The organism is Micromonospora chalcea (assembly GCF_028768405.1).
GTDB lineage: Bacteria > Actinomycetota > Actinomycetes > Mycobacteriales > Micromonosporaceae > Micromonospora > Micromonospora chalcea.
This window is the reverse complement of the sequence record NZ_CP118233.1, coordinates 4073845-4099381: the sequence shown is the minus strand read 5'-3', so window position 1 is coordinate 4099381 and position 25537 is coordinate 4073845. Positions and strand designations below refer to the sequence as shown.

General features: G+C 72.2%; 25 protein-coding genes, 4 tRNA genes and 1 pseudogene. 25 read left to right on the top strand and 5 right to left on the bottom strand.

What is annotated here, in order from left to right:
- Window positions 1-26: 26 nt before the first annotated feature.
- Window positions 27-1073 (bottom strand): glucose 1-dehydrogenase, encoded by a 1047-nt coding sequence (locus PVK74_RS18015; RefSeq protein ID WP_176722782.1) that lies wholly within the window; start codon window positions 1071-1073, stop codon window positions 27-29.
- A gap of 102 nt (window positions 1074-1175) precedes the next feature.
- Between PVK74_RS18015 and PVK74_RS18010 the strand changes: the two genes are divergently transcribed.
- A complete protein-coding gene (locus PVK74_RS18010; protein WP_064446634.1) occupies window positions 1176-1985 on the top strand; it encodes an NADH-quinone oxidoreductase subunit C in 810 nt (269 codons plus the stop codon).
- A complete protein-coding gene (nuoH, locus tag PVK74_RS18005) occupies window positions 1985-2947 on the top strand; it encodes an NADH-quinone oxidoreductase subunit NuoH (RefSeq protein ID WP_064446633.1) in 963 nt (320 codons plus the stop codon). Before PVK74_RS18010 ends, nuoH begins: the two co-directional genes overlap by 1 nt.
- Window positions 2948-3092: 145 nt before the next feature.
- Here nuoH and PVK74_RS18000 read toward each other — a convergent pair whose 3' ends face one another.
- Entirely contained in the window at window positions 3093-4139 is a 1047-nt protein-coding gene (locus PVK74_RS18000; RefSeq protein ID WP_274476839.1) for a glutathione S-transferase family protein, read from the bottom strand.
- A gap of 95 nt (window positions 4140-4234) precedes the next feature.
- On the opposite strand from PVK74_RS18000, the gene PVK74_RS17995 reads away from it, so the two are divergent.
- The 9 genes from PVK74_RS17995 (at window position 4235) to PVK74_RS17955 (ending at window position 13506) form a co-directional block, all read left to right on the top strand.
- Entirely contained in the window at window positions 4235-4657 is a 423-nt protein-coding gene (locus PVK74_RS17995; protein WP_064446631.1) for an ester cyclase, read from the top strand.
- 73 nt (window positions 4658-4730) lie between these two features.
- Window positions 4731-5321, top strand: coding sequence for a NuoI/complex I 23 kDa subunit family protein (locus PVK74_RS17990; RefSeq protein WP_051611348.1), 591 nt, complete (start codon window positions 4731-4733; stop codon window positions 5319-5321).
- Window positions 5318-5842: an NADH-quinone oxidoreductase subunit J family protein gene (locus tag PVK74_RS17985; RefSeq protein ID WP_043328208.1), complete on the top strand. Its 525-nt coding sequence runs from the start codon at window positions 5318-5320 to the stop codon at window positions 5840-5842. Before PVK74_RS17990 ends, PVK74_RS17985 begins: the two co-directional genes overlap by 4 nt.
- Complete coding sequence (gene nuoK / locus PVK74_RS17980) at window positions 5839-6192, top strand: NADH-quinone oxidoreductase subunit NuoK (RefSeq protein ID WP_274476838.1); 354 nt, start codon at window positions 5839-5841, stop codon at window positions 6190-6192. The genes PVK74_RS17985 and nuoK overlap by 4 nt, the downstream gene beginning before the upstream one ends.
- A complete protein-coding gene (locus PVK74_RS17975) occupies window positions 6189-8114 on the top strand; it encodes an NADH-quinone oxidoreductase subunit 5 family protein (RefSeq protein ID WP_274476837.1) in 1926 nt (641 codons plus the stop codon). Before nuoK ends, PVK74_RS17975 begins: the two co-directional genes overlap by 4 nt.
- On the top strand, window positions 8111-9616 hold the full coding sequence (locus PVK74_RS17970; protein ID WP_064446628.1) for a complex I subunit 4 family protein: 1506 nt from the start codon (window positions 8111-8113) through the stop codon (window positions 9614-9616). Before PVK74_RS17975 ends, PVK74_RS17970 begins: the two co-directional genes overlap by 4 nt.
- Window positions 9613-11079, top strand: coding sequence for an NADH-quinone oxidoreductase subunit N (locus tag PVK74_RS17965; RefSeq protein ID WP_274476835.1), 1467 nt, complete (start codon window positions 9613-9615; stop codon window positions 11077-11079). Before PVK74_RS17970 ends, PVK74_RS17965 begins: the two co-directional genes overlap by 4 nt.
- A 149-nt stretch (window positions 11080-11228) precedes the next feature.
- Window positions 11229-12107, top strand: a complete 879-nt coding sequence (htpX, locus tag PVK74_RS17960; protein ID WP_064446626.1) for a zinc metalloprotease HtpX — start codon at window positions 11229-11231, stop codon at window positions 12105-12107.
- 139 nt (window positions 12108-12246) lie between these two features.
- Window positions 12247-13506: an MFS transporter gene (locus PVK74_RS17955; RefSeq protein ID WP_274476833.1), complete on the top strand. Its 1260-nt coding sequence runs from the start codon at window positions 12247-12249 to the stop codon at window positions 13504-13506.
- A gap of 65 nt (window positions 13507-13571) precedes the next feature.
- Here PVK74_RS17955 and PVK74_RS17950 read toward each other — a convergent pair.
- A pseudogene (locus tag PVK74_RS17950) lies at window positions 13572-14819 on the bottom strand (MFS transporter); the annotation flags it as partial.
- 125 nt (window positions 14820-14944) lie between these two features.
- Between PVK74_RS17950 and PVK74_RS17945 the strand changes: the two are divergent.
- The gene (locus PVK74_RS17945) at window positions 14945-15469 is read left to right on the top strand and encodes an RNA polymerase sigma factor (protein ID WP_043328223.1); all 525 of its coding nucleotides are present in this window, start codon (window positions 14945-14947) and stop codon (window positions 15467-15469) included.
- Window positions 15470-15485: 16 nt separating this feature from the next.
- On the top strand, window positions 15486-16265 hold the full coding sequence (locus tag PVK74_RS17940; RefSeq protein WP_274476832.1) for a hypothetical protein: 780 nt from the start codon (window positions 15486-15488) through the stop codon (window positions 16263-16265).
- Between the two features lie 288 nt (window positions 16266-16553).
- Here the strand turns inward: PVK74_RS17940 and PVK74_RS17935 are convergent, their stop codons facing one another.
- Window positions 16554-17048 (bottom strand): YajQ family cyclic di-GMP-binding protein, encoded by a 495-nt coding sequence (locus tag PVK74_RS17935; RefSeq protein WP_064446624.1) that lies wholly within the window; start codon window positions 17046-17048, stop codon window positions 16554-16556.
- 147 nt (window positions 17049-17195) lie between these two features.
- On the opposite strand from PVK74_RS17935, the gene PVK74_RS17930 reads away from it, so the two are divergent.
- Window positions 17196-17279, top strand: a tRNA-Tyr gene (locus PVK74_RS17930).
- Window positions 17280-17432: 153 nt separating this feature from the next.
- Here the strand turns inward: PVK74_RS17930 and PVK74_RS17925 are convergent.
- A complete protein-coding gene (locus PVK74_RS17925) occupies window positions 17433-18035 on the bottom strand; it encodes a hypothetical protein (protein ID WP_274476831.1) in 603 nt (200 codons plus the stop codon).
- Window positions 18036-18232: 197 nt separating this feature from the next.
- Here PVK74_RS17925 and PVK74_RS17920 point away from each other — a divergent pair, with 197 nt between their 5' ends.
- The 11 genes from PVK74_RS17920 (at window position 18233) to secE (ending at window position 25505) form a co-directional block, all read left to right on the top strand.
- The gene (locus PVK74_RS17920) at window positions 18233-18391 is read left to right on the top strand and encodes a hypothetical protein (RefSeq protein WP_157560792.1); all 159 of its coding nucleotides are present in this window, start codon (window positions 18233-18235) and stop codon (window positions 18389-18391) included.
- Between the two features lie 192 nt (window positions 18392-18583).
- Window positions 18584-18715 carry a hypothetical protein gene (locus PVK74_RS17915; protein ID WP_274476830.1) on the top strand — a complete coding sequence of 44 codons (132 nt, stop codon included), beginning with the start codon at window positions 18584-18586 and terminating at the stop codon, window positions 18713-18715.
- Window positions 18712-19956: a DNA methyltransferase gene (locus PVK74_RS17910; protein WP_274476829.1), complete on the top strand. Its 1245-nt coding sequence runs from the start codon at window positions 18712-18714 to the stop codon at window positions 19954-19956. The genes PVK74_RS17915 and PVK74_RS17910 overlap by 4 nt, the downstream gene beginning before the upstream one ends.
- 672 nt (window positions 19957-20628) lie before the next feature.
- Entirely contained in the window at window positions 20629-23157 is a 2529-nt protein-coding gene (locus PVK74_RS17905; RefSeq protein WP_030501622.1) for a putative bifunctional diguanylate cyclase/phosphodiesterase, read from the top strand.
- A gap of 95 nt (window positions 23158-23252) precedes the next feature.
- Window positions 23253-23325, top strand: a tRNA-Thr gene (locus tag PVK74_RS17900).
- A 25-nt stretch (window positions 23326-23350) separates the two neighbouring features.
- Window positions 23351-23423 (top strand) — tRNA-Met (locus PVK74_RS17895).
- 129 nt (window positions 23424-23552) lie between these two features.
- Window positions 23553-23720 carry a 50S ribosomal protein L33 gene (gene rpmG, locus PVK74_RS17890; RefSeq protein ID WP_013288652.1) on the top strand — a complete coding sequence of 56 codons (168 nt, stop codon included), beginning with the start codon at window positions 23553-23555 and terminating at the stop codon, window positions 23718-23720.
- A gap of 119 nt (window positions 23721-23839) precedes the next feature.
- A complete protein-coding gene (locus PVK74_RS17885; RefSeq protein WP_030501621.1) occupies window positions 23840-24286 on the top strand; it encodes a MaoC family dehydratase N-terminal domain-containing protein in 447 nt (148 codons plus the stop codon).
- A 4-nt stretch (window positions 24287-24290) separates the two neighbouring features.
- Complete coding sequence (locus PVK74_RS17880) at window positions 24291-24683, top strand: MaoC family dehydratase (RefSeq protein ID WP_274476826.1); 393 nt, start codon at window positions 24291-24293, stop codon at window positions 24681-24683.
- A gap of 127 nt (window positions 24684-24810) precedes the next feature.
- A tRNA-Trp gene (locus tag PVK74_RS17875) sits at window positions 24811-24883 on the top strand.
- A gap of 214 nt (window positions 24884-25097) precedes the next feature.
- Window positions 25098-25505, top strand: coding sequence for a preprotein translocase subunit SecE (gene secE / locus PVK74_RS17870; RefSeq protein ID WP_030501619.1), 408 nt, complete (start codon window positions 25098-25100; stop codon window positions 25503-25505).
- The last annotated feature ends 32 nt before the right edge of the window (window positions 25506-25537 follow it).

Genomic DNA, 25537 nt, shown 5'->3' with positions numbered 1-25537 from the left:
CGGGGCGTCGACCGCGGCGCCCCGCCTCACTGCGTGAAGTCCAGCACCGCCTTGATGTCCTCGCCGGTGCGGGCGTACGCCTCCCGGTAGTTCGAGACCGGTACGCGGCGGGTGATCAGCGACGTCAGCCAGGACTGGTCCGCCTGGGCGAGCGCCTCGGCGGCCAGGTCCCAGTGCCGCCGGCCGGCGTTCACCGAGCCGAACACCACGTTGTTCTCCAGCACCAGCTCCCGGTTGAGCGCCCCGGCGTCGAAGTTGATGGTCCGCCCGCCGCTGGACACACCGGTCAGGCAGACGATCCCGGTGGGCGCGGCCTTGCACATGGCGTCCAGCACCACCGTCGGCGCGCCGGTGCACTCGATCACCACGTCGGGTTTCACGTCCAGCTCGGTCACCGACGACGTGTGGTACGTGGCGCCCAGCGCCCGGACCAGGTCCGGCTTCGGGCCGGTGGTGTTGCGGTCCAGCACGTGCACCGACAGCTCACGCTGGCTGCCGAGCAGCGCCGCCAGCAGGCCGATCGGCCCGGCCCCGGTGATCAGCACGCTCTTCGGCGTCCACTCGGCCCGGCGCCCGATCCGCTCGATGTGGTCCCACGCCTTCGCCACCACGCTGGCCGGCTCCAGCAGCATGCCCACCGACGCGAGGGCCGGGTCCAGGCCGACCGCGAACTTGGGCTGCAGCCGCCAGCGTTCCCTGGCGAAACCGGGCAGTCCCTTGATGCCGTGCTCGGTGTACAGCCCGTTGCGGCACATGTCCCACTCGTCCACCGCGCAGTTCGCGCAGGGCACCGGATCGGGGTGGCGGACCACGCCCGCCACCAGGTCGCCGGGCTGCAACGTGCCGGTCGGATCCTCCAGCACCCGGCCCAGCGACTCGTGCCCGAGCACCAGCCGCTCCTGGCCCGGCGGCGCCTCGCCGTACTCGCCGGCGACGATCTCGTGGTCGGTGCCGCAGACGCCCACCGCCAGCGCCTCCACCAGGATCGCACCCTCCTCGGGCGCCGGCTCGGGCCAGTCCTCGACCAGCCGCAGCGAGTCCGGGACACCGGGGGTCACAGTCACAGCGCGCACGTCCCTCATCCTCCCGCGCGCTCCCGCCGTCCGCCCGGCAAAGCGACGATCCGGCACGGGCGGCCCGACCCGGTCCGCAGCCGTCGGCCATAGGATCAGCGCATGACTCCGGAAGAGGTCGGCCGGCGGGTGGTCGAGCTGCTCGCGCCCGTGGAGGCCACCGCGTCGGTCTCCGGCGGTCAGGGGTACGCCCGCGCCACCGTTGACGTACCCCCGGCGAGCTGGGCGGACGCGGTGCGTGCGGCGCGTGACGACGCCGAGCTGGGTCTCGACTTCCTCGACTGGCTGTCGGCGGTGGACGAGCTGGCCGACGGCTTCGACGTGGTGCTGCACCTCTGGTCGGTCGCGCACCGGCACGGGCTGCTGCTGCGCACCCGGGTGCCCCGCGACGCGCCCGTCGTCGCCTCGGTGGTCGACCTGTTCCCCGGCGCGGCCTGGCACGAGCGGGAGACCCACGAGATGTTCGGCATCGACTTCGCCGGCCACGGCGAGCTGCGGCCGCTGCTGCTGCCGCCGGAGTTCGAGGGGCACCCGCTGCGCAAGGAGTTCGTCCTCGCCTCCCGGGTCGCCAAGCCGTGGCCCGGCGCGAAGGAGCCGGGCGAGTCGGAGGCGGGCGGCGGCCGCCGGCCGGTCCGGCCGCCGGGCGTGCCCGCGCCGGGTGAGTGGGGCACGACGCCCACGCCGGCGGGTGCGGCGGGCGCCGGTGAGGGCCCCCGCGGGGGTACGCCGGCCCGCCCGGCCCGGGAGCGTCCGGCGCGTGCTGCCCGTCCCTCCACCGGCGCGGGGCAAGCGCGGTCCGGCGCTGCTCCGGCGGCCGATGAGGCGGGTCCGCTCGGGCGGCCGCTGCCCGGGGAACCGCCGACCGGTCCGCCCCGGCAGCAGCCGGACCCCGACGCGGCGGGGGAGAGCTGATGCCGGACTGGTTGGAGCTGGTCCTGCGCGTGGCGGGCGTGCTCGTCGCGTTCCTCACGCTGCCGCTGATCGTCGGCCAGGCCGAGCACAAGGTGATGGCGCACATGCAGGGCCGGCTGGGCCCGATGTACGCGGGTGGCTTCCACGGCTGGGCGCAACTGGTGGCCGACGGCATCAAGTTCGTGCAGAAGGAGGACGTCACCCCGCGCGACGCGGACCGGCAGGTGTTCCGGCTGGCGCCCGCGGTGGCGCTGGTGCCGTACCTGCTCGTGCTGCTCGTGATCCCGCTCGGCCCGGGTGACCTGGTCGCCCAGCCGCTGGACATCGGCCTGTTCTTCGTGCTCGCCGTGGTGGGCGTCGGGGTGCTGGCGGTGCTCATGTCCGCGTGGGCGTCAGCCAACAAGTACAGCCTGCTCGGCGGGCTGCGCGGCGCGGCCCAGCTGCTCGGGTACGAGCTGCCGCTCGTGCTGGCCGCCGCTTCGGTGGCGATGGCGGCCGGCACGCTCAGCCTCTCCGGCATCGTGGAGGCGTGGCAGCCGTGGTGGCTGCTCTGGCAGGCGCCGGCCATGGTGATCTTCTTCGTGGCGGGACTGGCCGAGATCCGCCGCCCGCCGTTCGACATGCCGGTGGCCGACTCCGAGCTGGTCTTCGGCTACATGACCGAGTACACCGGTCTGCGGTTCGCGTTCTTCCTGCTCGCCGAGTACGTCGGCATCGTGGTGATCGCGGCGCTGACGACTGTGCTGTTCCTCGGCGGCTGGCAGGGCCCGTTCGCCGACGCGCAGCTCGGCTGGCTGTGGACGCTGCTGAAGGTGTTCGCCGTCGCCTTCGTGATCATCTGGTTGCGGGTGAGCTACCCGAGGCTGCGCGAGGACCAGCTCCAGCGCCTCTGCTGGCTGGTCCTGGTCCCCCTGGCCCTGGCCCAGCTCGTCCTGACCGCCGCAGTCCGCCTGGCCCTGTAACCCACCCTCCCTCCCCACCCCCACCTCCCCGGCGATCTTGCACTTTCTGCCCCGGCGAAAGGGGCAAAGCTCGCAGGTTCCGGGCTCAATGTGCAAGATCGACGAGGCAGGGGCGGGCGGGCAGGGCGGGGCGGAAGAGAGCGGGTCAGCGCAACGGCGTGTGGGCGGGGTCCACCTGCTCGGACGGGGGTGGGGGCGGGGGTGGGGTGCCGTCGCCGAAGGGGCGGCCGCCCAGTTCCTCCCGGCCGTGCGGGGTGAGCCAGTTGCTCAGGTCGGGGCCGAGCGGCACGATCCCGGTCGGGTTGATGTCCCGGTGGACCTCGTAGTAGTGCCGCTTGATGTGGTCGAAGTCGATGGTGTCGCCGAACCCGGGCGTGGTGAACAGGTCCCGGGCGTACGCCCACAGCACCGGCATCTCGCTGAGCTTCTGCCGGTTGCACTTGAAGTGCCCGTGGTAGACCGGGTCGAAGCGGACGAGCGTGGTGAACAGCCGTACGTCCGCTTCGGTGATCGTGTCGCCGACCAGGTACCGCTGCCCGGCCAGCCGTTCGCTCAGCCAGTCCAGCCGGTCGAAGAGCCGGTGGTACGCCTTGTCGTACGCCTCCTGGCTGCCGGCGAAGCCGCACCGGTAGACGCCGTTGTTGACGTCCGCGAAGACGACCGCGTTCACCTCGTCGATCTCGGCGCGCAGCGGCTCCGGGTAGAGGTCCGGCGCGCCCGGCCGGTGGTGCGCCGTCCACTCGGTCGTGAGGTCCAGGCTCATCTGGGCGTAGTCGTTCGTCACGACCTGGCCGGTGGGCACGTCGACGAGCGCCGGGACGGTGATGCCGCGCTCGTAGCCGGGGAAGCGGGCGAAGTAGGCGTCGGCGAGCCGCTCGATGCCGAGTACCGGGTCCTTGCCGTCCGGGTCCAGGTCGAACGTCCAGCTGCGCTTGTCGTGGGTGGGCCCGGCCACTGCCATCGAGATGGCGTCCTCCAGCCCGAGCAGGCGCCGGACGATGATCAGCCGGTTGGCCCAGGGGCAGGCCCGGCTGACCGCCAGCCGGTAGCGCCCCGGTTCCACCGGCCAGCCGTCCCGCCCGTCGGCGGTGATCCGGGTGGCTATGTAGCGCTGGTCGCGGGTGAACTCGCCACCCGGCTCCACGTACTTGCCGCCGGTCCGGTCCAGGACCTCGTCGTCGCTGCCGCCCACGCTCTACCTCCGAGTTCGCTTTTCGCTCCCATCATGGTCGCTCGGGCGGCTCCCGGCAGGTCGAGCGCGTCACAAAGAGGCATAGGCTGCCCGCCGTGACCGATGTGGAGACGGCGGCCCGGCGTTTCGTCGCCGACGTGTGGAACGCCGGGCGCGAGGAGAGCGCGTACGAGCTGGTGGCGGCGGAGTGCCCGGGCCTGGGCGGCACCGGCCCGGCGGCGATGCTGGCGTGGCACCGGGACCGGCGGGCGTCGTTCCCCGACCTACGCTACAAGATCGTCGACGTGGTGGCGGCCGGTACGCGGGTCGCGGTGCGGTGGCGGGCCGCCGGCACCCAGGCGGGCCAGTTCGGTCCGGTGCCGCCGACCGGCCGGGTGGTCAGCTATTCGGGCGCGACGTTCCTGCGCTTCGACGACGACGGGCGGATCGTGGACGTGTGGAGCGTCAACGAGCTGTTCCAGGTGCTCCAGCAGCTCGGCGTGGAGATGCTGCCCCCACTCACACCCGGCGAGGCGTGATCCGGCCGCACGCCCGGGCCAAAGCGCCGGGTGGTGGTCGCGCGCGCCCGGGTCACAGGGCAGGATGGGCGGCATGAGCGAGCACGGTGGAGTGCCCGGCGGCGGTCTGGTGAAGGGCCTGGCGGTCACGTTGAAGACGATGACCCGCCGCTCGACCACCCAGCAGTACCCGGATGTGGCGCCCGAGCTGCCGCCGCGCTCCCGTGGCGTGATCGCGCTGCTGGAGGAGAACTGCACGGTCTGCATGCTCTGCGCGCGCGAGTGCCCGGACTGGTGCATCTACATCGACTCGCACAAGGAGGAGGTGGCGGTGCCCGGCGCCGCCCGCCCCCGCCAGCGCAACGTGCTCGACAAGTTCGACATCGACTTCTCGCTCTGCATGTACTGCGGCATCTGCGTCGAGGTCTGCCCGTTCGACGCGCTCTACTGGTCGCCCGAGTTCGAGTACGCCGAGTACGACATCAAGGACCTGCTGCACGACAAGGACCACCTGGGCGAGTGGATGGCCACCGTCCCGCCGCCGCCGGCGCACGACCCGCTCGGCGACCCCTCCAAGGAGGAGACCACCGCCGCCCGGAAGGCGGCGGGTCCGTCGGCCCGTCCGGCTCCTTCCCGGGTACGCCCCGACGCCGCCACCGATCCGGGCGGAGGCACCGCCTCATGACCGGTGCGGACGTGCTGCTGCTCGCGCTGGGCGCGGTGGCGGTGGGCGCGGGCGCGCTGGTGGTCGCGACCCGCCACCTGGTCCGGGCCGGGTTGTGGCTGGTGGTGTGCCTGGGCGCGCTCGCGGGTGACTACCTGGTGCTGACCGCTGAGCTGGTGGCCTGGGTGCAGGTGCTCATCTACGTCGGCGCGGTGGTGGTGCTGCTGTTGTTCGCGGTGATGCTGACCCGCGCGCCGATCGGCCCGTCGGACGACCTGGACCGGCCGGGCTGGGCCGCCGCGCTGGTCGGCGGCGGCAGCGGCCTCGGCCTGGCCGTGCTGCTGATCGACGCGTTCCGCTGGTCCCGGGTGGACCTGCCGGCCGCCGGCACCGCCGAGCGCCTCGGCGAGCAGATCTTCCGCTCGTGGGTGCTGCCGTTCGAGGTGCTGTCGGTGCTGCTGCTGGCCGCGCTGGTCGGCGCGATCGTGCTCTCCCGCCCCGACATCGGCCGCCGGCCCGCCGACGAGGGCGGGCGCCCGTGAGGCCGGTCATCCCGTACGTCACCGCCGTGCTGCTGTTCGGCCTCGGCGTGTACGGCGTGCTGCGCCGCCGCAACGCCGTACTGGTGCTGATGGCGGTGGAGTTGATGCTCAACGCGGTGAACCTGGTGCTGGTCACCGCCGACACCACTGTGAAGGCCACGCTGCCGCACTCGGGTCAGGTGTTCGCGCTGTTCGTGATCGTGCTGGCCGCCGCCGAGATCGGTGTCGGGTTGGCCATCGTGCTCCAGCTCTACCGGCTGCGCGCCAGCGTCACAGTCGACGACGTTCCGCTGGCCGAGCCGGCGCCCGCGGTGACCCCGGCCGAGCGCCCGGAAGGAGCGGTCCGGTGAGCACGCCGACGCTGTGGCTCGCGGCGGTGCTGCCGGGCGCCCCGCTGGTCGCCGGGCTGCTCGGCCTGCTGCTGCCGCCCGCCCCGCGCCACGACCGGGCGTCGGCCCGGCGGCTGGCGGTCGCGCTGGGCGTGGCCGGGGCGGCGGTGTCGCTGCTGGCCGCGCTGGCGCTGCTGGTCCGCGTGGACGCGCCGGTCGAGGCGTCCACCACCTGGGTCGACCTGGGCGGACTGCGGGTCACGCTCGGCCTGCGGCTCGACGGCGTGGCGGTGCTCGTCGCCACCGCCGTCGCCGCTGTCGCGCTGGCCGTGCAGGTCTACTCGATCGGCTACCTGCGCCGGGGCCCGCACGACGACGTGGACGTCGACCACCGCTACCCGCCGTACGCGGCGCAGTTGAGCCTCTTCACCGCCGCCATGCTCACCGTGGTGGTGTCCGGCGACCTGATCATGCTGCTGGTCGGCTGGGAGGTGATGGGCGTCTGCTCGTACCTGCTCATCGCCCACGACCGGCGGCTGCCCGAGGCACCCGGCGCGGCGGTGAAGGCGTTCCTTGTCACCCGCGTGGGTGACGTCGGCTTCCTGCTCGGCATCGCGCTGCTCGGCGTGGGCGCGGGCAGCTTCCGGATCGCCGACGTGCTGGCGCACGACTACGGCACCGGTACGCTCACCGCCGCCTGCCTGCTGCTGCTCGCCGGGGTGGCGGGCAAGAGCGCCCAGTTCCCGCTGCACACCTGGCTGCCCGACGCGATGGCCGGCCCGACGCCGGTGTCCGCGCTGATCCACGCCGCCACCATGGTCGCCGCCGGCGTGTACGCGGTGGCCCGCCTGTTCCCGCTGTTCGAGCGCGCCCCGGCCGCGCTCGCCGTGCTGGGCGTGATGGCCGCGATCACGATGCTGCTGGGCGCGTTCGCCGCCACCGCGCAGGACGACATCAAGCGCGTGCTCGCCTGGTCGACCGTGTCGCAGATCGGCTACATGACCGGCGCGCTGGCGGTCGGCGCACCGGCTGCCGCGCTGTTCCACCTGCTCACCCACGCCGCGTTCAAGGCGCTGCTGTTCCTCGCCGCCGGTGCGGTGATCCACGCCGTCGGCACCACGCTGATGTCCCGGATGGGCGGCCTGCGTACCGCCATGCCGGTGACGTTCTGGTGCACTGTGGTCGGCCTGGGCGCGCTCGCCGGCGTACCCCCGCTCTCGGGTTTCTGGAGCAAGGACGGCGTGCTCGCCGCCGCCGAGGCGGCCGCGCTCGACGGCGCCGGGCCGAGCGCGGCCTGGGTCGGCTGGCTGGTCTGGCTGGCCGGGCTGGTCGGCGTGGCGGTGACCGCCTGGTACGCGACCCGGCTGCTGCTGCGCACGTTCCTCGGCGCGACCCGCACGCCGCTGCTGCGGCCGCACGACCCGCCCGCGCTGCTGCGCTGGCCGGTGCTGCTGCTCACGGTCCCGGCCGCGTTGCTCGGGCTGGCCGCGTTCGCGCCGTGGTTCGCCGACCGGCTGCGCGTGCCGGGCGACGACACCGGCGAGGCGGTCGAGCTGGTGCACCTCGCGCCGAACCTGGTCCTGCCGTTCCTGCTGCTGCTCGTCGGCGCGGGCGTCGCCTGGGCGGGCTGGCGCCGCGACCCGGCCGCCGACCCGGCCCGCTTCCTGGGTCCGCTGCGGCCGGTCTTCGTCCGGGCGTTCCGGCTCGACGACGTCCAGCACACAGTCGTCGTACGCCCGGTGGGCGCGCTCGCGCGGGTCGTGCGTACCGGTGACGAACTGGGCGTGGACGGGCTGGTCGAGGGCAGTGGCCGGACGGCGGTCGAGGTGGGCGGTGGCCTGGCCGCGCTGCACCGGGCGGCGCTGCCGCGGGCGGCGGCCGGGGTGCTGGCGGGCGCGCTGCTGATCGGCCTCGCGGTCGCCCTGATCGGAGTCACGTCATGACGTTCGGGCAGGTCCTGCTGGTCGCCGTGGTGGCGGTACCGGCGCTCGGCGCGCTGGCCACCGCGGTCGTGCCGGGCGACCGGGCCGGCCGGGTGGTCGGCACCGTCGCCGCCGCGTTGACGCTGCTGGCGACGCTGCCGCTGGTCGGCGGCGACCACGGCTGGTTCGGGTACGGGCCCCGCCCGGCGGTGCAGCCCTGGCACCAGGTCGACGTGGCGTGGGTGCCCGGGCTCGACCTGCGCTTCCACCTGGGCGTGGACGGCATCTCCTGGCCGCTGGTGGTGCTGACCGCGCTGCTCACGCTGCTGTGCTGCGCGTACACGCTGTGGCGGGTGCCGTCCGGCGGCGGCAGCGGACGGGCGCTGGTGGCGTTGCTGCTGGTGGTCGAGGTCGGCATCCTCGGCACGTTCCTCGCGCTCGACCTGGTGTTGTTCTTCCTGTTCTTCGAGGTCGTCCTGCTGCCGATGTACGCGGTGATCGCCGGCTGGGGCGGCGCGGACCGGCGGCGCGCGGCCCGCAAGTTCGCGCTCTACACGCTGTTCGGCTCGGTGCTGCTGCTGGTCGGCGTCTACGTGGTGGTGGCCGCCGCGGGCACCGCCGACCTGGTCGCGCTCACCGGCGGCGCCGGGCTGTCCCGGGGCACCCAGCTCGCCGCGTTCACGCTGCTGGCGCTCGCGTTCGCGGTGAAGAGCCCGCTCTGGCCGCTGCACTCGTGGCTGCCCGACGCGCACACCCAGGCGCCGACGGTCGGCAGCGTGATCCTCGCCGGGGTGCTGCTCAAGATGGGCACGTACGGCATGATCCGGGTCGCCGTGGGGGTGGCCCCGGAGGGCGCCCGCTGGGCCGCGCCGGTGCTCGGCGTGCTCGCCGTCGCCGCCATTCTGATCGGTGGCCTGGTCTGCCTGGCGCAGGACGACCTGAAACGGCTCATCGCGTACTCCAGTGTCGGCCACATGGGCTTCGTGCTGCTCGGGATCGCCACGCTCACCGCCACCGGGCTCCAGGCCGCGCTGATCGGCAACATCGCCCACGGCGTCATCACCGCCCTGCTGTTCTTCCTGGCCGGCGCGGTCAAGGACCGCGCGCACACCGGCTCGCTGGCCGACCTGTCCGGGCTGCGGGAGACCGCGCCCCGGCTGGCCGGGCTGCTCGGCTTCGCGGCTGTCGCCTCGCTGGGGCTGCCCGGCCTGGCCGGGTTCTGGGGCGAGGCGTTCGCCGTGGTCGCCGCCGTGCAGCGGGGCGGCCCGCTCTGGCTGACCCTCGCCGTGCTGGCCGCGCTGGGCGGGGCGCTCACCGCCGCGTACTTCCTGCGGCTGCTGCGCCGGGTTTCGCACGGGCGGCCCAGCCCGGCGGTGGCCGGGCTCGCACCCGGGCTGGCCGGTGCGGAACTGACCGCCTGGGCGCCGCTGGTGCTGCTCGCGCTCGCGGTCGGCCTGGCCCCGGCGCTCGTGCTGTCGTACGCCTCCGGTCCGGTGGAGGCGCTGCTGGGGGTCGTCCCATGAGCCTGGTGCAGAGCGTCGACAACGTGGCGATGCTGCCCGCATACCTGGCCGCCGGCACCGCAGTGCTGGTGCTGCTGGTCGACCTGCTGGTGGCGCGGCCCGCCGTCACGGTCGCGGTGGCGGCGCTCGGCGCGACCGGTACGGCTGCCGGCGCGGCGCTCGTCGGCACGGCCGGGACCCGGCGCACGTTCTGCGTCGGCGACGACTGCTCCTGGGTGTGGGGCGGGCGAGCGGCGCTTGTCGGGGCGGTGATCGCCCTGCTCACGCTCGGCGTGCTGGCGCTGTCCGGCCCGCTGCTGCGCGCCGGGCGCACCCCGGTAGGCGAGTACTGCTTCCTGCTCGCCTGCGCGATGACCGGCGGCGTGGTGCTCGGCGCCGCCGGTGACCTGATCACGCTGATCGTGGCGCTGGAGACGCTGACGCTCCCGCTGTACGTGCTGGTCGGCCTGCGCCGGGGCAGCCTCGCCGGCGCCGAGGCGGCGGTGACGTTCTTCGTGGTCAGCGTGGTCGCCACCACTGTGACGCTGCTCGGCGCGGCGCTGCTCTACGCGGTCGCCGGCACGCTGCACCTGGACCGGCTCGGCGCCACGCTGGCCGACCGCGCCGACCTGACCGACCTGCCGCTGACCGGCGTCGCGGCGGCGCTCGTGGTGGCCGGGCTGGCGTTCAAGGTCGCCGCCGTGCCGTTCCACGCCTGGGCCCCCGCCACGTACGACGGCGCGCCGCTGCCGGTGGCCGCGTACCTGTCGACCGCCTCCAAGCTCGGTGGCGTGGTGGCGCTGCTGGCGGTGGTGCAGCGCGCGCTGCCGGGAGACATGACCGGCCCGGTGCTGGCGGCGCTGGCGGTGCTGACCATGACCGTCGGCAACCTGGTGGCGCTGCGTCAGCGGCGTACCGTGCGGTTGCTCGCCTGGTCGTCGGTGGCCCAGGCGGGGTACATCCTCGCCCCGCTGGGCGCGCTGGCGCTGGCCGCGGGCCGCACCGGCGACGCGCGCACGGCCGCGTACGCGGCAGCCGTCGCGTACGCGATCTTCTTCGTGCTGCTGGAGCTTGCCGCGTTCGCCGCGGTGGTGGCGTTGCGCCCGGCTGACGGCGACGGCGGCACGCTGGCCGACCTGCGCGGCGCGGCGCGGCGGCACCCGTGGGTGGGCGGCGCGTTCGCGCTGGCGCTGATCGGGCTGGCCGGTCTGCCGCCGGGCCTGGCCGGGCTGTTCGCCAAGGTGACAGTGGTACGCGCGCTGCTGGCCGGGCACGCGGGCTGGCTGGCGCTGGTGGTGGCGTTGAACGCGGTGATCGGCCTGGCCTACTACCTGCGGGTCACCGCCTCGCTTTACGCGACGCCCACGGGCGCGGCGGCGGTCCGGCCGGCGCGGACCGTGGCGCTGGCGCTCGGCGTGGCCACCGTGGCGGCGGTGGTGATCGGTTTCGCACCGCAGCTGGTGCTGGACGTGGCGGCGCGCTGACCGGTTCGTGCCCTGGTGGGCGACCGCTTCAGCGTGTGCACAGCAACATCCAGCCAACTTTCAGCCATGAGCCGGATGGTTGACGGGTACCGGTGTGTTGAACCGGTCAGCGGGCCTCCCGCAAGGGCCCGCGCACCGAAGGAGAGATCGTGCATCACAACCGTCTCAAGACCGCAGCGCTGCTCGGCCTGTTGACCTCGCTGATCCTCGCGATCGGCTACTGGTTCGGCGGTAGCGGCGGTCTCGTCATCGCCGTCGTCGTCTCGTTGCTGATGAACGGCGTCACCTACTTCTTCTCCGACAAGCTCGCACTGCGCTCGATGAAGGCGCAACCGGTCAGCGAGGCACAGTTCCCCGAGCTCTACCAGATGGTGCGGGAGCTGTCGACGCTCGCCGGCAAGCCGATGCCCCGGCTGTACGTGAGCCCGACCTCGCAGCCCAACGCGTTCGCCACCGGCCGTAACCCGGAGAACGCGGCGGTCTGCGTGACCCAGGGAATCGTGGAGATCCTGGACTACCGGGAGCTGCGTGGCGTGATCGGCCACGAGCTGTCGCACGTCTACAACCGGGACATCCTGATCTCCAGCGTGGCGGCCGGCCTGGCCGGCATCATCACCATGCTGGCGAACCTCGCCTGGTTCATCCCGCTGGGCTCGTCCGACGACGAGGACGGCCCGAACCCGGCCGTGCTGCTGCTCACGCTGATCCTCGGCCCGATCGCCGCCACGGTGATCCAGCTCGCGATCAGCCGGAGCCGGGAGTTCCAGGCCGACCAGTCCGGCGCCGAGCTGAGCCGCGACCCGCTGGCCCTGGCCAGTGCCCTCCGCAAGATCCACATGGGTACGCAGGCGCGCCCGCTCGCGCCGCAGGGCCAGCTCGCCAGCACCGCGCACCTGATGATCGACAACCCGTTCAAGCGGGGCGGCGGCATCGCCGCGATGTTCGCCACCCACCCGCCGATGGAGCAGCGGGTGGCCCGCCTGGAGCAGATGGCCCGCAACTCCGGGCCGGTGCAGTTCCAGCGCTGACCCGCCGTACGCCCGCACCGCGCCCGCGTCCCCAGGACGCGGGCGTGGTGGTGTGTCCGGGCACAATGCGTTTCCCCCGATCAGGCCGCGCCGTTAGGGTCGAAACGTCTCCCACCCATTACTCCCTCGGAGGTCGACCGTGGCCGCACTGCGCCAGTACCAGGGCGTCTGGCGGATCCCCGGCGCGCCGATGCTGCTGATCCTCGGCATCATCGGGCGGCTCGGGATCGGCATGACCCCGCTGGCGCTGCTGCTCGTCGTCGAGCAGGTCACCGGCCGCTACTCCCTGGCCGCCGTCGCCGGCGGCATCTACGCGCTCTCCGGCGCCGCGCTCAGCCCGGTCGCCGGACGCATCGCCGACCGGGTCGGCCCCACCCCCGTCCTGGTGGCCACCGCGTTGGCCCACCCGCTCGCCCTGCTCGGGCTGCTCGTCGCCACCCGCTCCGGCACCGGCAACCTCCCGCTGATCTACCTGGCGGCGGGCCTGGCCGGTGCCACGTACCCGCCGCTCACCGCAGCGATCCGGGGCGCCTGGAACGACCTCACCGCCCCCGCCACCGGCCGGGCGCACCTGCGCAACACCGCGCTCGCCGCCGAGACCACCCTCTTCGAGGTCGTCTTCGTGATCGGCCCGCTGCTGGTGGCTGGGTTCGTGCTGTTCGCCGACGCCTCCGCCGCGCTCGTCGGCGCCGCCGTGGTCACCCTGGTCGGCACCGGCGCCGTCGCGTTCGGCCGGGTCATGCGCGGCTGGCGCCCGCACCCGCGCGAGCACCACGCCCGGGGCCTCGGCCCGCTGCGGATCGGCGGCTTCCCCGCGCTGCTGCTCTGCGTGGCCAGCCTCGGCATCGCCTTCGGCGCCTCCGGCGTCATCGTCCCGGCCTTCGCCGGGAACTCCGGCGCCGACGACCCGGAAAGCCTGGCCGGCGTGCTGCTCGCGCTCTGGGGCATCGGCAGCGCCATCGGTGGTTTCTGGTTCGGCGTACGCAAGCCCGCCGCCAACATGACCCGCCAGTTCGCCTGGCTGCTCGGCACCGTCGCGGCCAGCTTCGCCGTCTTCGCGGTGATGCCCGGCCCGGCCGCGCTCGGCGTCGCGCTGGTGCTCGGCGGCGCGGCCATCGCCCCCGCGCTCACCCTGGAGAACACGCTGGTCGGGCGGATCGCCCCGGCCGGCATGCTGAACGAGGCGTACACCTGGGTGGTGACCATGTCGGTCGCGGCGAGCGCCGCCGGTGGCTCGATCGCCGGCCTGATCATCGACCACGCCGGCGGCGTGTCCTGGGCGTTCGTCTTCGCCGGGGTGGCGGTCGCCGTCGGGGCCGCGGTCGCCGCGCTGCCCGCCGGGCCGATCGCCCGGGCCGAGGCCACAGCGGTACGCGCCGAGCAGTCACTGGCCGCCTGACCGGTGGCGTCCGGGTGGGCCGGCCGGCGGCCCGGTCCCCTCCCGGCGCCTCCCCACCCGGGGCGCCCGGCCACGAGCAGGCCCAGGACGAGGATCGCCACCGCGCACGTCAGCAGGGTGGGCCGCGCCCCGAGCAACGCGGTCGCCGGACCGCCGAGCATGGTGCCCAGCGGCACCGACAGCACCAGGAGAGCCCCGTTCGCCGCCAGTACGCGAGGCAGGTCGGCGGCCCCGGCCCGGCGCTGGAACAACACCGTCACGGTCGGCTGGTAGGGGGCCCAGACCAGCCCGGCGAGCGCGAACGCGGACAGTGACAGCACCACAGGTGCGCCCAGGCCGAGCGGCAGCAGCGCGGTGCCGAACAACGCCACGATGCCGGCGAGCGTGGTCCGCGGCGGCCAGCCGCGCAGGTGCCCGGTGAGCAGCCCGCCGAGCAGCGAGCCGACGCCGAACGCGGTGTAGTAGGCCGCGAGCGTCCCGGCGGAGGCGTGCAGGTCGTCGGTGACGTGCACCGGCATGGCCACGTAGAACGGGCCGAAGAGGAAGAAGAACGCGAAGGACAGCGACAGCAGACCGAGCAGCGACCGGTCCCGCGCGATGATCCGGAATCCGGAGGCCGGCCGTTCTGCGCGGTTGCCCGTGCCCGCGTTGCTCGCGTGGCGGTCTGTGCCCGCGCTGCCTGTGTGGCGGGCTGTTCCCGCGTGGCGGGTGGTCGGGATGACGAGGCGGTAGCTGACGGCCAGCACGGCGAAGCTGACCGCGTCGATCGCGATCACCCACACCGGGCCCACCCCGGCGATGAGCAGACCGGCCAGCGGCGGCCCCACGATCGTCGCCGCCTGGCCGAGGGTCCCGAGCAGCGCGTTCGCGGCCAGGTGGTGCCGCTGCGGCAGCAGCTCGGCCACGAGCGTGAACCGACCGGCCGACCCCCACGGGTGCAACAGCGAGGACACCGCCAGCAGGGCGACGTAGAGACCGGCGTCCAGCACCCCGACGAGGTGTGCGGCCGGGATCGCGCCCAGCGCGGCCGCCCGTACCGTGGCGTCCCAGCCCGCGAGCTGAGCCCCGCTCCGCCCACCCAGCCAGCGACCGAGCAGCACCGCACCGGCCGCGCCCGGCAGCGTGTACGCCGCCACCGCCAACGCGGTCCAGGTGCCGCGCTGCCCCTCCGGGGCGAGTTGCAGCGCCAGCCACGTCACCGCGACCAGGGCCAGCCCGTCACCGAGCGCGGACGTGGCGAGGCCCGGCAGCAGCCGGCGCAGCACGGGATGGCCGAGCACCGGACGGTAGGGGAGGAGCAGCGCGGAGGTCATGGCTACCACCCGACCCCACGCCCGCCCTCCGGAACAACGAAGTTGCCTGTGGGCAGAAGCCGGCCGGAAACGACGGAACCTTTCCGCCCCGCCGTGAGTGGAACAAGCTGAGCAGGGAGGTGAGGGTGTCCGACGACGACGTGATCGCGGATGTCTATGCCGGGTGTTTCCGGCGGCTGGTCGTTCAGCTCTACGCGGTGACCGGTGACCTGAGCGAGGCGCAGGAGGCGGTACAGGAGGCGTTCACCCGGGCGCTCGCCGCGCCCCGCCGGTTCGCCGGCCTCGACAACCCGGAGGCGTGGCTGCGCCGGGTGGCGGTCAATGTCGCCCGCAGCCGGCATCGGCGTCGGCGGGTGCTCGACGGGCTGCTGCGACGGACGTGGTCGCCGCCGGTGGTCGCCGACAGCGCGCCGGAGCATCTGGCGCTGCTGGCCGCGCTGCGGCGCCTGCCGGACGGGCAGAGGCACGCGCTGGCCCTGCACTACCTGGTGGACCTGCCGGTCGAGGAGGTGGCGCGAACCCTGGGCGTCTCCGTCGGCACAGTCAAGTCCCGGCTGTCCCGGGGGCGTCAGGCGCTCGCCCTGCTGCTCTCCCCAGCCGACACCGTCGATGCCGTAGCCAGTCGTAGGAGGGCCGATGTCCGATCGTGAGTTCAGCGGGTTCGACGTGGACACCATCACCGACGCCGTCCGTCAGCCACCGCTCGACGATCTCCGGGCCGCCGTCGACTCGCGTCGTCGGCACCGCAGAAGCGGGATGGCGTTGGCCGCTGTGGCGGTCCTCGTGGTGGCCATCGGGGCCACCGCGCTCGTCCGCGCACCCCGCCAAACCGACCCGGTGCCACCGGCTGGGCCGTCGCCCACCCCGACCGTAACCACCGCCGCCGGCACACCCGAAGACTGGGCCCGGATCGACGCGGCCGTCATCCCGGCGCTGCTTCGACAGGCGCCCGAGCTGAGCGGCCCGGCCCGGCACGACCTGCTCAGCAACTGGAACAAGCAAGGCGGGACGGAGGGAGAGACGACTCTCACCGGCTACTGGGGTCAGGGCACCCTCGGCGCCGGGAACGGCAACGCTCACCTGTCGGTCCAGCTCACGCGAAACGCCGGTACCTCCCTCGCGTCGATGATCACCACTGCCTGCCCCTCCCGCACGGCGAGCGGCACCTGTGTGCAGCAGGTGGGCCCCGCGGGCGAGAAGATCAAAGTACGAACCTCGCTCCGGGAGCACCGGCTTCCGGCGGAGCGCGGCGCCGAGGTCGTGCGGTACGAGACGCTCAGCGTGGACCTGCTCCGGCCCGACGGGTCCGCAGCGTCCCTTCGCCTCACCGCGAGGAACGGATCTCTGCCACTGACACCGGACCAGGCAATCGGCGTGGTGCTCGATCCGCACCTGGTCCTCGGCCCCGCGACGTCCGCCACGCCTGGTGTCGAGGCGACGGACTAGGAGATATCCCTTCGCGGGTGCGACCGGCCGGCCGGTCGCACCCGCCTTCGGCATGACGGAGGCCCGCCGACGGCTCACGGTCCATGGTGGTTGCGGTAGGCCGCCGTGGGTCTTCGAGGAGCCTGCAACACGTTCCGATCATGCGTCCGGCCGAAGGGGGTCGTGTCCCATCAGCGGTCCTTGCCCGCGAGGGGTCGGAGCGCGCGCCGGGTCGAGGAGAGGCCGACCGACATCCGCGCGGATGGCAAGGCCCGGCCGGCCCGATGACCAGGCCGGCCAGAGTCCCCCTTACCGGTAGTTGGTGAACTGGAGAGCCAGACCGAAGTCCTCGCCCTTGAGCAGCGTGATGACGGCCTGGAGGTCGTCCTTCTTCTTGCCGGTGACGCGGAGCTGGTCGCCCTGGATCTGCGCCTGCACGCCCTTCGGGCCCTCGTCGCGGATCTTCTTGCTGATCGCCTTGGCCTTGTCCGAGTCGATGCCCTGCACCACCTTGGCATCGATCTTGAAGATCTTGCCCGACTGCTTGGGCTCGCCGGCATCGAGTGACTTCAGCGAGATGTTCCGCTTGATCAGCTTCTCCTTGAAGACCTCCAGCGCGGCCCGTACGCGCTCCTCGGTCTCCGCCTGGATGCTGATCGCCTCCTCGCCCGACCAGGAGATCTCGGCACCCGTGCCCCGGAAGTCGAACCGCGTCGAGAGCTCCTTCTCCGACTGGCGGAGAGCGTTGTCGACCTCCTGCCGGTCGACCTTGCTCACGATGTCGAACGAGGGGTTCGCTGCCATGCTCATGCTCCTGCTGTCCGGCGGTCTGTCCTGGTCCGTCCCGCGCTGACCAGCGTGGGACCTCCTGACGGTACCCGGTTGCGGCGGTGCCGGGGGCAACCGCTATCCTTGCTTCCGCCACCGCGTTGCGACGCGGTGGTGTGCCCTGGCGGGTTGCCCGAGCGGCCAATGGGAGCGGACTGTAAATCCGTCGCGAAAGCTACAGAGGTTCGAATCCTCTACCCGCCACCAGGTGCAGATACGGCCCCTGACCAGCAGAGATGCTGATCGGGGGCCGTTCTCGTTCGTCTGGCCGAGTCCGGCTGAGTCCAGCCGTCTGCGACTGATTGTGGGCGGGCCACGGAAAGGACGTCCACGACAAGATCGGGGATAATCCGTGGTGGCTCAACCCTGGTCCCTGCCGGCGCCGCTGTCGCCGACCAGTCGTCGAGCTTCGGCGATGACCTCCGCGTCGAGATCCTCGGGCTTGGTGCTGACCAGCATGTGTACCTCGTTGGCGGCCTCGACGTACTCGTAGGCGCTCTCCAGGTTGATCAGTTCGCCTGCCAGGGGAGTCCCGGCGTAGGTGATGAACTGTGAGACCCAGGACGTGAGTTCGCGAGGCGCGATCTTCCTGGCGAGCAGTCGTCGCGCCATGATGCGGAGGACTTCCTCTTCGGCCTTCCGGCTCTCTTTCCCGTAGTAGGTCAGGGAGAGTTCCGCGAACGCATCAGCCAGCCAGCGGCGCAGATCGTCGTCCTCGCTGCCCTTCACGGGGGAGACGCCGGCCAGGATCCGGAGGGTCGGACTGTCGACGCCTGCCACCAGGCAGTCGCAGGCGGCCATGACCACGTCAACCGAGGTGGCGGAGCCGATGCTCCAGAAGACGACGGTGTCGTGAAGGTTGGCAAGAGCCTCTTCCCTGGTCATCGACACATGATCGGTCGGCAAGCTGGTGGTGTCGCGGAAGTTATTGGGCGCCGGGAACGGTGGCAGGGGTGGATCCATGGGCGTTGGGCAAATGGTGGGCCGTGGACCGGCAAGCCCTGGCCGGCCGGCAGGAAAGCAGCAGCTGCCTCGGCCCATCTCGCCGCTGAAGTGCGCTCGTGACGAGCAGAGCGCCGGATCTGCGCCAAATGGGACTGAACTGCTTGATTGGTGTGGGTGCGAGGGGGTGTCTGAGCTTTGCCGTAAGCTGCCGTCCCATGGCGTCGAGCACTGAGGAGCGGGACCGGCTCTACCGAGAGATCCTGCTCGCGCCGCTCCGCACGTCGGCGGATTGCCTTCCCGAGATGGGAGGGGCCGACGAGGTCGACCTTGCCGGCTTCACCGCGCTGTACGGCGCTGACCCGCTCTGTCACTGAATGGGCGTCGCCTCGCCCCTGATGTTCGCCGCGCAGAGCCGCGGGCGGCATGACGTCGATCCACAGGCAGTTCGGCGTCGGCTGCGAGCGCATCTTCCGCCAGGTCCTCAAGGCGGAGTTCGGACTGTCCGAGAACCAGGTCACATGGTCTGCTCGCGATACCTGACCGGCAACTGGAGTGTCTTCCCAGCCGTGGGCGGGCATGACCCCCTGTCCAGTACTTTCGGTTTCCTGCGGGACGTTGTCGGCTACCTCCGGCGGGACACCACCGACCTGCGCGCCAGCGTGGAGCACGTCCTGCGGCGACTCCTGGAGGCGGCATGACGGAGCTCGTCGAGCGCGCGGCGCACAGCCGCAACGAGCACATGACGTTCCGCGCCAACATGGGTGTGGGGAGGCACGGCTGGTTGCGCCTCACGCCCGCCTACGGCGTACGCCTCGTCCGCGATCGCATGTCGCACATGCCGAGCGGCAGCATCGTCACCGACCCCTTCTCGGGCACGGGCACGACGCCTCTCGCGGCTGCCGAGCTCGGCCACCGGGGGCAGTCGGTGGACATCAACCCGTTCCTGGTCTGGCTCGGCACGGTCAAGACGACGAACTACCCGGAGGACACGCTCGTCGCGCTCGCTGACGCCGTGACGAGTGTGCTCGACGGGGCGCGGGCGCACGACGAGGACGCCGATCTCTGGCAGCCGAGCCTGTTCAGGATCGAGAAGTGGTGGTCGCCGGGCGCGCTCCACGCCCTCAAGGCGCTTCGGAACGAGATCGACCGTTTCGACGGGCAGATCCGCGACCTGCTGGAGATCGGTCTCTGCCGGTCGCTGATCTCCTGCTCCAACGCGGCGTTCAACCATCAGTCGATGTCCTTCAAGGAAGCGCCGGCCGAGCAGGCGCTCTTCGTGGTCGACGACCTCGACAAGGCGCTCGACGGGTACGCCACGGAAATGGCGACGATCATCGAGTCCGCCCGTTTCGACCTCGCCGGCACGGCGGTTGTCCGGCAGGGCGATTCGCGGACGGGTCTGGACGGCCTGGAGCCTGCGGACTTCGTGCTGACCTCACCGCCGTACGTGAATCGGATGAGCTACATCCGCGAGCTTCGCCCGTACATGTACTGGCTCCGCTACCTGGACGTGGCCGGCGACGCCGGCGAGCTCGACTGGCGCGCCATCGGTGGCACGTGGGGCACCGCCACGAGCAAGCTCAACACGTGGAAGCCGGACGTCGGGACGCCTGTCGACGGGGCGATGAAGGTGGTCTGCGAGAAGATCGCGGCCGACGGCGGCAAGAACGGTCCGCTGCTTGCCAGCTACGTTCACAAGTACCACCACGACATGTGGCTGCACTTCCAGAGCGTGACGAAGCACTTGAAGCCGGGCGGCAGCGTTTCCTACATCGTCGGAAACTCCACCTTCTACAAGCACGAGGTGCCCGCGCACACCTGGTATGCCGTGATGCTGCGCGAACTCGGCTATTCGGACGTCAAGGTGGAGACCATCCGCAAGCGGAACTCCAACAAGGCGCTGTTCGAGTACGACGTCACCGGCACGAAGCCCGCGTGAACCGGCAGCGGCGGTAGCCGGCCGGCAGTCAGGGTGCTGTCACCGGCTCGCGATCGGCCAGGGCTGGGGCGTCCTCACCGGCCGGCTGATGATTCACTCGGTTCTCCTGGCGTGAAACCTTGCCTCAGGCATCGATGATGGTAGAGGCTGTCCGAGGGCGGCCGACGGGAGCGCCGACGCCATCTACTGTGGCCGTGGCCGGGTGCCGGCCGGCTGACGGGTGAATCAGGCGCTAAGCGTGGTTTACGCGCGAAGTCGTTGTGCGCGCCTTCCGTAGCGGCTGCGGGGCTGATCGTGACGGTATGCTGGGCCGGAGGGTGAGCCGCGCCTGTCGAACGGATGATTTCCCTGCCACTGCCCCTGCGCGAGGGCTCGCGCAGCTTTTGCCCGTGAGCGGGGTGTGGCACGATCGTGGAACCTTCACGATGGTTGTAACTCTCCCGACAGGAGCAATCATGTCTGGTCGTAGGCTGGGCCGGCTGTTTGGCTCGCTCCTCCTCGTTTCCGCCGCCTTGGGCGTTTCGGTAATCAGTGCAAAGTCCGGCCTGGGCGACCTCCGCCTCCTCGACTACGTCTGGGTCTGACAGCGACCCGGGCTGACCTCCACGGGGGCGGAAGCCGGTGGGTCCTGCCCGCCGGACCGGGAGTGGGACCCACCGGACAGGGAGTGGGATGAGCGGGCGAGACAACCCGAGGCGCAGACCCTCCGAGGACGCCTGGATAATCACCGCGCCGCTCGCCCTGGTAGCGGTGGCTTGTTCGACGGTCACCGGATTGATCGCGAAGCCACCCATCGGCGGGTGGCTTCCGGCGGTGCTGCTCCTGGCGCTGATGATCGTCGCCAGCGGGCCGGTCGTCGGCGTGGTCATCCGCCGGCAGTCACTCGGTATGACGCTCACCGAGCTGCCGCTGGTGCTCGCCTTCTACTTCCTGCCGCCGCTCACCGTCGTCCTGATCTACACGCTGTCCTCGCTCGTGACGCACCTGCGTCACCGGTTGTCGGCGCCGAAGCTCTGGTTCAACGTCGCGCGTGCGGCGGCGGGCACCTCGGTCGGCGCCCTGGTGCTGACCATCCTGCCGCCGACCGAGGGCGTGGGCCCCGCCACGTGGCTGGGCCTCTGCCTCGCGGTGGCGATGGTGATCCTGGTGAGCCTCACCTCGATCGCCGCGGTCCAGACCCTGCTCATCGGGTGGCACGCCGGCCGGGAGACGTTCCGGGCGCTGCGTTCGGGCGTGCTGACCAACGGCATCAACGTGTCGGCCGGCCTGATCGTGCTGATGTTGCTGGAGCAGTCCTGGTGGTCCCTGGTGCCGTTGGCCGCGCTGGCCGCGGGGCTGGTGGCGGTCTACCGGTCGTACACCGAGTTCTTCCAGCAGCACCGCACGCTCAGCGGCATGTACGAGCTGAGCCGGGCGATCTCGGCCAGCGGCCAGGACGGCACGCTCGCGGACGCCCTGCTGGGCCGCGTCCGGGGTCTGATGCAGGCGGAGTACGCGACGTTGTGGCTGCCCGCCCAGGGCCGGCACCCGGAGACCCTGCTCACCGCGCGGGTCGATGACCCCGGCCTGCTGGACACCGCCCCGACCGGGGTGGAGCTGCGCCAGCGGGCGATGCAGAAGGCCCGCCCGGTCACCGTCGGCCGGGGCGTGTGCAGCGATCCGGAGTTCCGGGCCAGCCTGGCCGAACAGGGCGTCAAGGACACGATCATCGTCCCGTTGCGCTCGGGCCGGGTGGTGATCGGGACGCTCGAGGTGACCAACCGGCTGGTCGACCCCTCGCACTTCACCGCGCGCGACGTCGCGGTCCTGGAGACGGTGGCGGCGCACGCCGCTGTCGCCCTGGAGAATTCTCGCCTGGTCGACCGGCTGCGGCACGACGCCGACCACGACACGCTCACCAAGCTGCCCAACCGGCGCCGGCTGACCGCGGCGGTGGCCGAGGCGGTGAAGATCGGCGCGCCGGGCGAGGTGGTCGCGTTGCTCCTCTTCGACGTCGACCGGCTCCGCCAGGTCAACGAGTCGCTCGGCCACGCCGCCGGGGACAAGGTGCTCGTCGAGGTGGCCGAGCGGCTGCGCGCCTGCGCGCCCTCCTCGGCGCTGGTCGGCCGCGCCGGTGGGGACGAGTTCCTGGTGACGCTCCGGCTGGAGAGCACCGAGGCGGCCCTGGAACTGGCGGCCCAGCTCCGGGAGCAGATCCGCGACGAGATGGTTTTCGACGCGCTCACCGTGGACGTGGACACGGTGGTCGGCGTGGCGGTCCACCCCGACCACGGCAGCGACGCGGTGGCGTTGTTGCAGCGCGTCGACCTGGCGGCCAGCGCCGCCAAGTCGGTCCCGGGCAGCGTGCAGCTCTACAGCCCGGCGCTGGAGTCGCGGTCGCTGCGCCGGCTCGGCCTCGCCGGCGACCTGCAACGGGCGCTGGACGAGGGCAAGCTGGAGGTCTACTTCCAGCCCAAGGTCACGCTGCGGGACCGCCGCCTGGTGGGCGTGGAGTGCCTGGCCCGGTGGGAGCACCCGGCGCACGGCACGGTCTCGCCGGACGACTTCGTGGCGGTGGCCGAGCACACCGGCCAGCTCGGCCGGCTCACCGAGTTCGTGCTCCGGGAGAGCCTGCGGCGCAGCCGCGACTGGAGCCACGGCGAGCAGCCGCTCTCCGTCGCGGTCAACCTCGCCGCGCGTACGCTCACCGACCAGCACTTCCCGGCGCTGGTACGCGATCTGCTGGCCGAGTACGGCGTACCGCCGCAGCGGCTGACCCTGGAGGTCACCGAGGCCGGTGTGCTGGACGGCGCGGAACGTCCCATCCCGACCCTGCGCAGCCTCCGTGACCTCGGTGTCCGGCTCTCGGTGGACGACTTCGGCACCGGCAACTCGTCCCTGGCCCAGCTGCGCCGGCTGCCGGTGCACGAGGTGAAGGTGGACCGGTCGTTCGTGCAGGGCATGGCGACCGATCCGGGTGATCTGGCGATCGTGAACGCGGTGGTGACGCTCTCCCAGCAGTTCGGCCTGGCGGTGGTGGCCGAGGGCGTGGAGAGCGAGCTGATGCTGGAGCTCCTGCAGGACATCGGCTGCGAGATCGGCCAGGGCTTCCTGTTCAGCCGCCCCCTGCCGTACGAGCGTCTGGAGGCCTGGTTCGGTGCCCAGGTCGACCCGGAGACGGTGGCCACGGGGGAGCTGCCGCGGCTGCGTGTGGTGCCCTGAGCAGGGCCGACACGTACCTGGGGGATCCGATTTCACCTCGGCGACGCGGTCGTGTACTGTTTCCCCTGCGCGACACCCCCCGGGTGATCGGGCAGGCCCCCTTAGCTCAGTCGGCAGAGCGTCTCCATGGTAAGGAGAAGGTCTACGGTTCGATTCCGTAAGGGGGCTCAGAGGGTCCGGCTGGACCCGCCACGGCGGTGTAGCTCAGATGGCAGAGCAAGCGGCTCATAATCGCTGTGTCGCCGGTTCAAGTCCGGCCACCGCTACTCTCGTCCTCCGGGTACACCCGGTGGTCGGTGGGACGGGCGCCACAGGCGCCCACTTTGCATGTCCGCGTTGTCAGCGCGTAGGCTGACACGCCGTAGTTGTTCCGTGAGCGAGGAAGGCACTCCGCCGTGGCGAAGGCGACCGATGTTCGGCCGAAGATCACTTTGGCGTGTGTGGAGTGCAAGGAGCGCAACTACATCACGCGCAAGAACCGCCGTAACGACCCGGACCGCATCGAGCTGAAGAAGTTCTGCCCCCGGGACGGCAAGCACACCGTTCACCGCGAGACCCGCTGATCGCTACCGGCGCAGCCGGTCGGCACCAGCTTCGCGTACGCCGATCCACCTGACGGGTGGCCTCCGGGCCGCCCGACCGGGCGGATCGGCGTTCGTGTTTTCCGTGTAGGTTCGGCGGCATGTCCCTGGACCCGTCCTTCGTCGGCCGGACGTACCCGCCGACCGCCCCCTACCAGGTGGGCCGAGAAAAGATCCGCGAGTTCGCCACCGCCATCGGCGCGACCGACCCGGCCCACCACGATCCGGAGGCGGCCCGTTCGCTCGGCCACGCCGACGTGGTGGCCCCGCCGACGTTCCCGGTGCTCGTCACGATGGCGGCGAGCCGGCAGATCGTCGAGGATCCGGCGCTCGGCGTCGACTACAGCCGCGTGGTGCACGGCGACCAGCGGTTCGCGTACACCCGGCCGGTGGTGGCCGGCGACGAGCTGGTGTGCGTGAGCACCATCGAGGAGGTCACCACCCGGGGCGGGCACGGCTTCCTGACCACCCGCACCGATGTGAGCACTGTGGACGGTGAGCCGGTGGTCGCCGTCTGGTCCAAGATCGTCGTACGCGGGGAGGCCTGAGGACATGGAGCTGCCCACCCAGACGTACCGGGTGACCCGCGCGGACCTGGTCCGCTACGCGGGCGCCTCGGGCGACTTCAACCGGATCCACTGGAGCGACCGCGTCGCCACCGACGTGGGGCTGCCGGGCGTCATCGCCCACGGCATGTTCACCATGGCCCTGGTCGGCCGCGCGGTGACCGGCTGGGCCGGCGCGCCGGACGCGGTGGTCGACTTCGGCGTCCGGTTCACCCGGCCGGTGGTCGTCCCGGACACCGACGAGGGCACCGAGATCGAGGTGTCGGCGGTGGTCAAGGAGGTCACCGAAGACGGTCTGGCCAGGCTCGACATCACCGCCACCTGCCAGGGCGAGAAGGTGCTGTCGCAGGCCCGGGCACTGATCCGCACGACGCGCTGAGGGTCCGCCCGACGCGCGAGGGGCAGACCGGTTGGGAAAGTCGCACGACTACCCGTACACTGGTCCGCCGTGGGGCAAGTGACCCCCGCTCGGCACAGTGTGTCCGGGTGGAGGTGAGTTGCCGCACAGGGGTGTAGCTCAATTGGCAGAGCAGCGGTCTCCAAAACCGCAGGCTGCAGGTTCAAGTCCTGTCACCCCTGCGCCTCAGGCCTGACCGTTCCGTGGGTCGCGTCGCCCTCACCGGCGGCGTCCGGCCCGTGGTGGTGGCACCGGTGGGGTGGTTCCGAGGCGCTCGGGCCCTCCCGGCCGGTCCGCCGGCCGCGGCCCGTCGCGGGACGGTTGGTCCGGCCGGCGTGACCAACACGCCGCGCACGCCGCCCGGCGTGCGACCCCATATCCCGCACGGAGGGCGAAGTGGCCAAGAGCAAGCGCCGCGGCGAGGACGACGGCGACGAGCGTCTGAACGACGACGCGACCGTCGACGGCGTGGCCGACGACGACGTGGCCGACGACGACGCCACCGACGCGGACGAGCCGGTCTCCCGGGGCGGCACCGCGACCCGTAAGCGGGCGCAGGCCGAGCCGGCCGAGGGCCGGAAGACCCGCAAGGACACCGAGCGGATCGGGCTGTTCGCCCGCATCGCGCGGTTCTTCCGCGAGGTCGTGGCAGAGCTGCGTAAGGTCATCTGGCCGACCCGCAAGGAGCTGCTGACCTACACGGCCGTGGTGGTCACCTTCGTCGCGGTGATGCTGGCGATCGTGGCCGGCCTGGACTACGGCTTCGCCAAGGCGGTGCTGTGGGTCTTCGGCGAGCCGAGCTGACCTGCGGACAGCGATACTGACGGAAGTGAGCG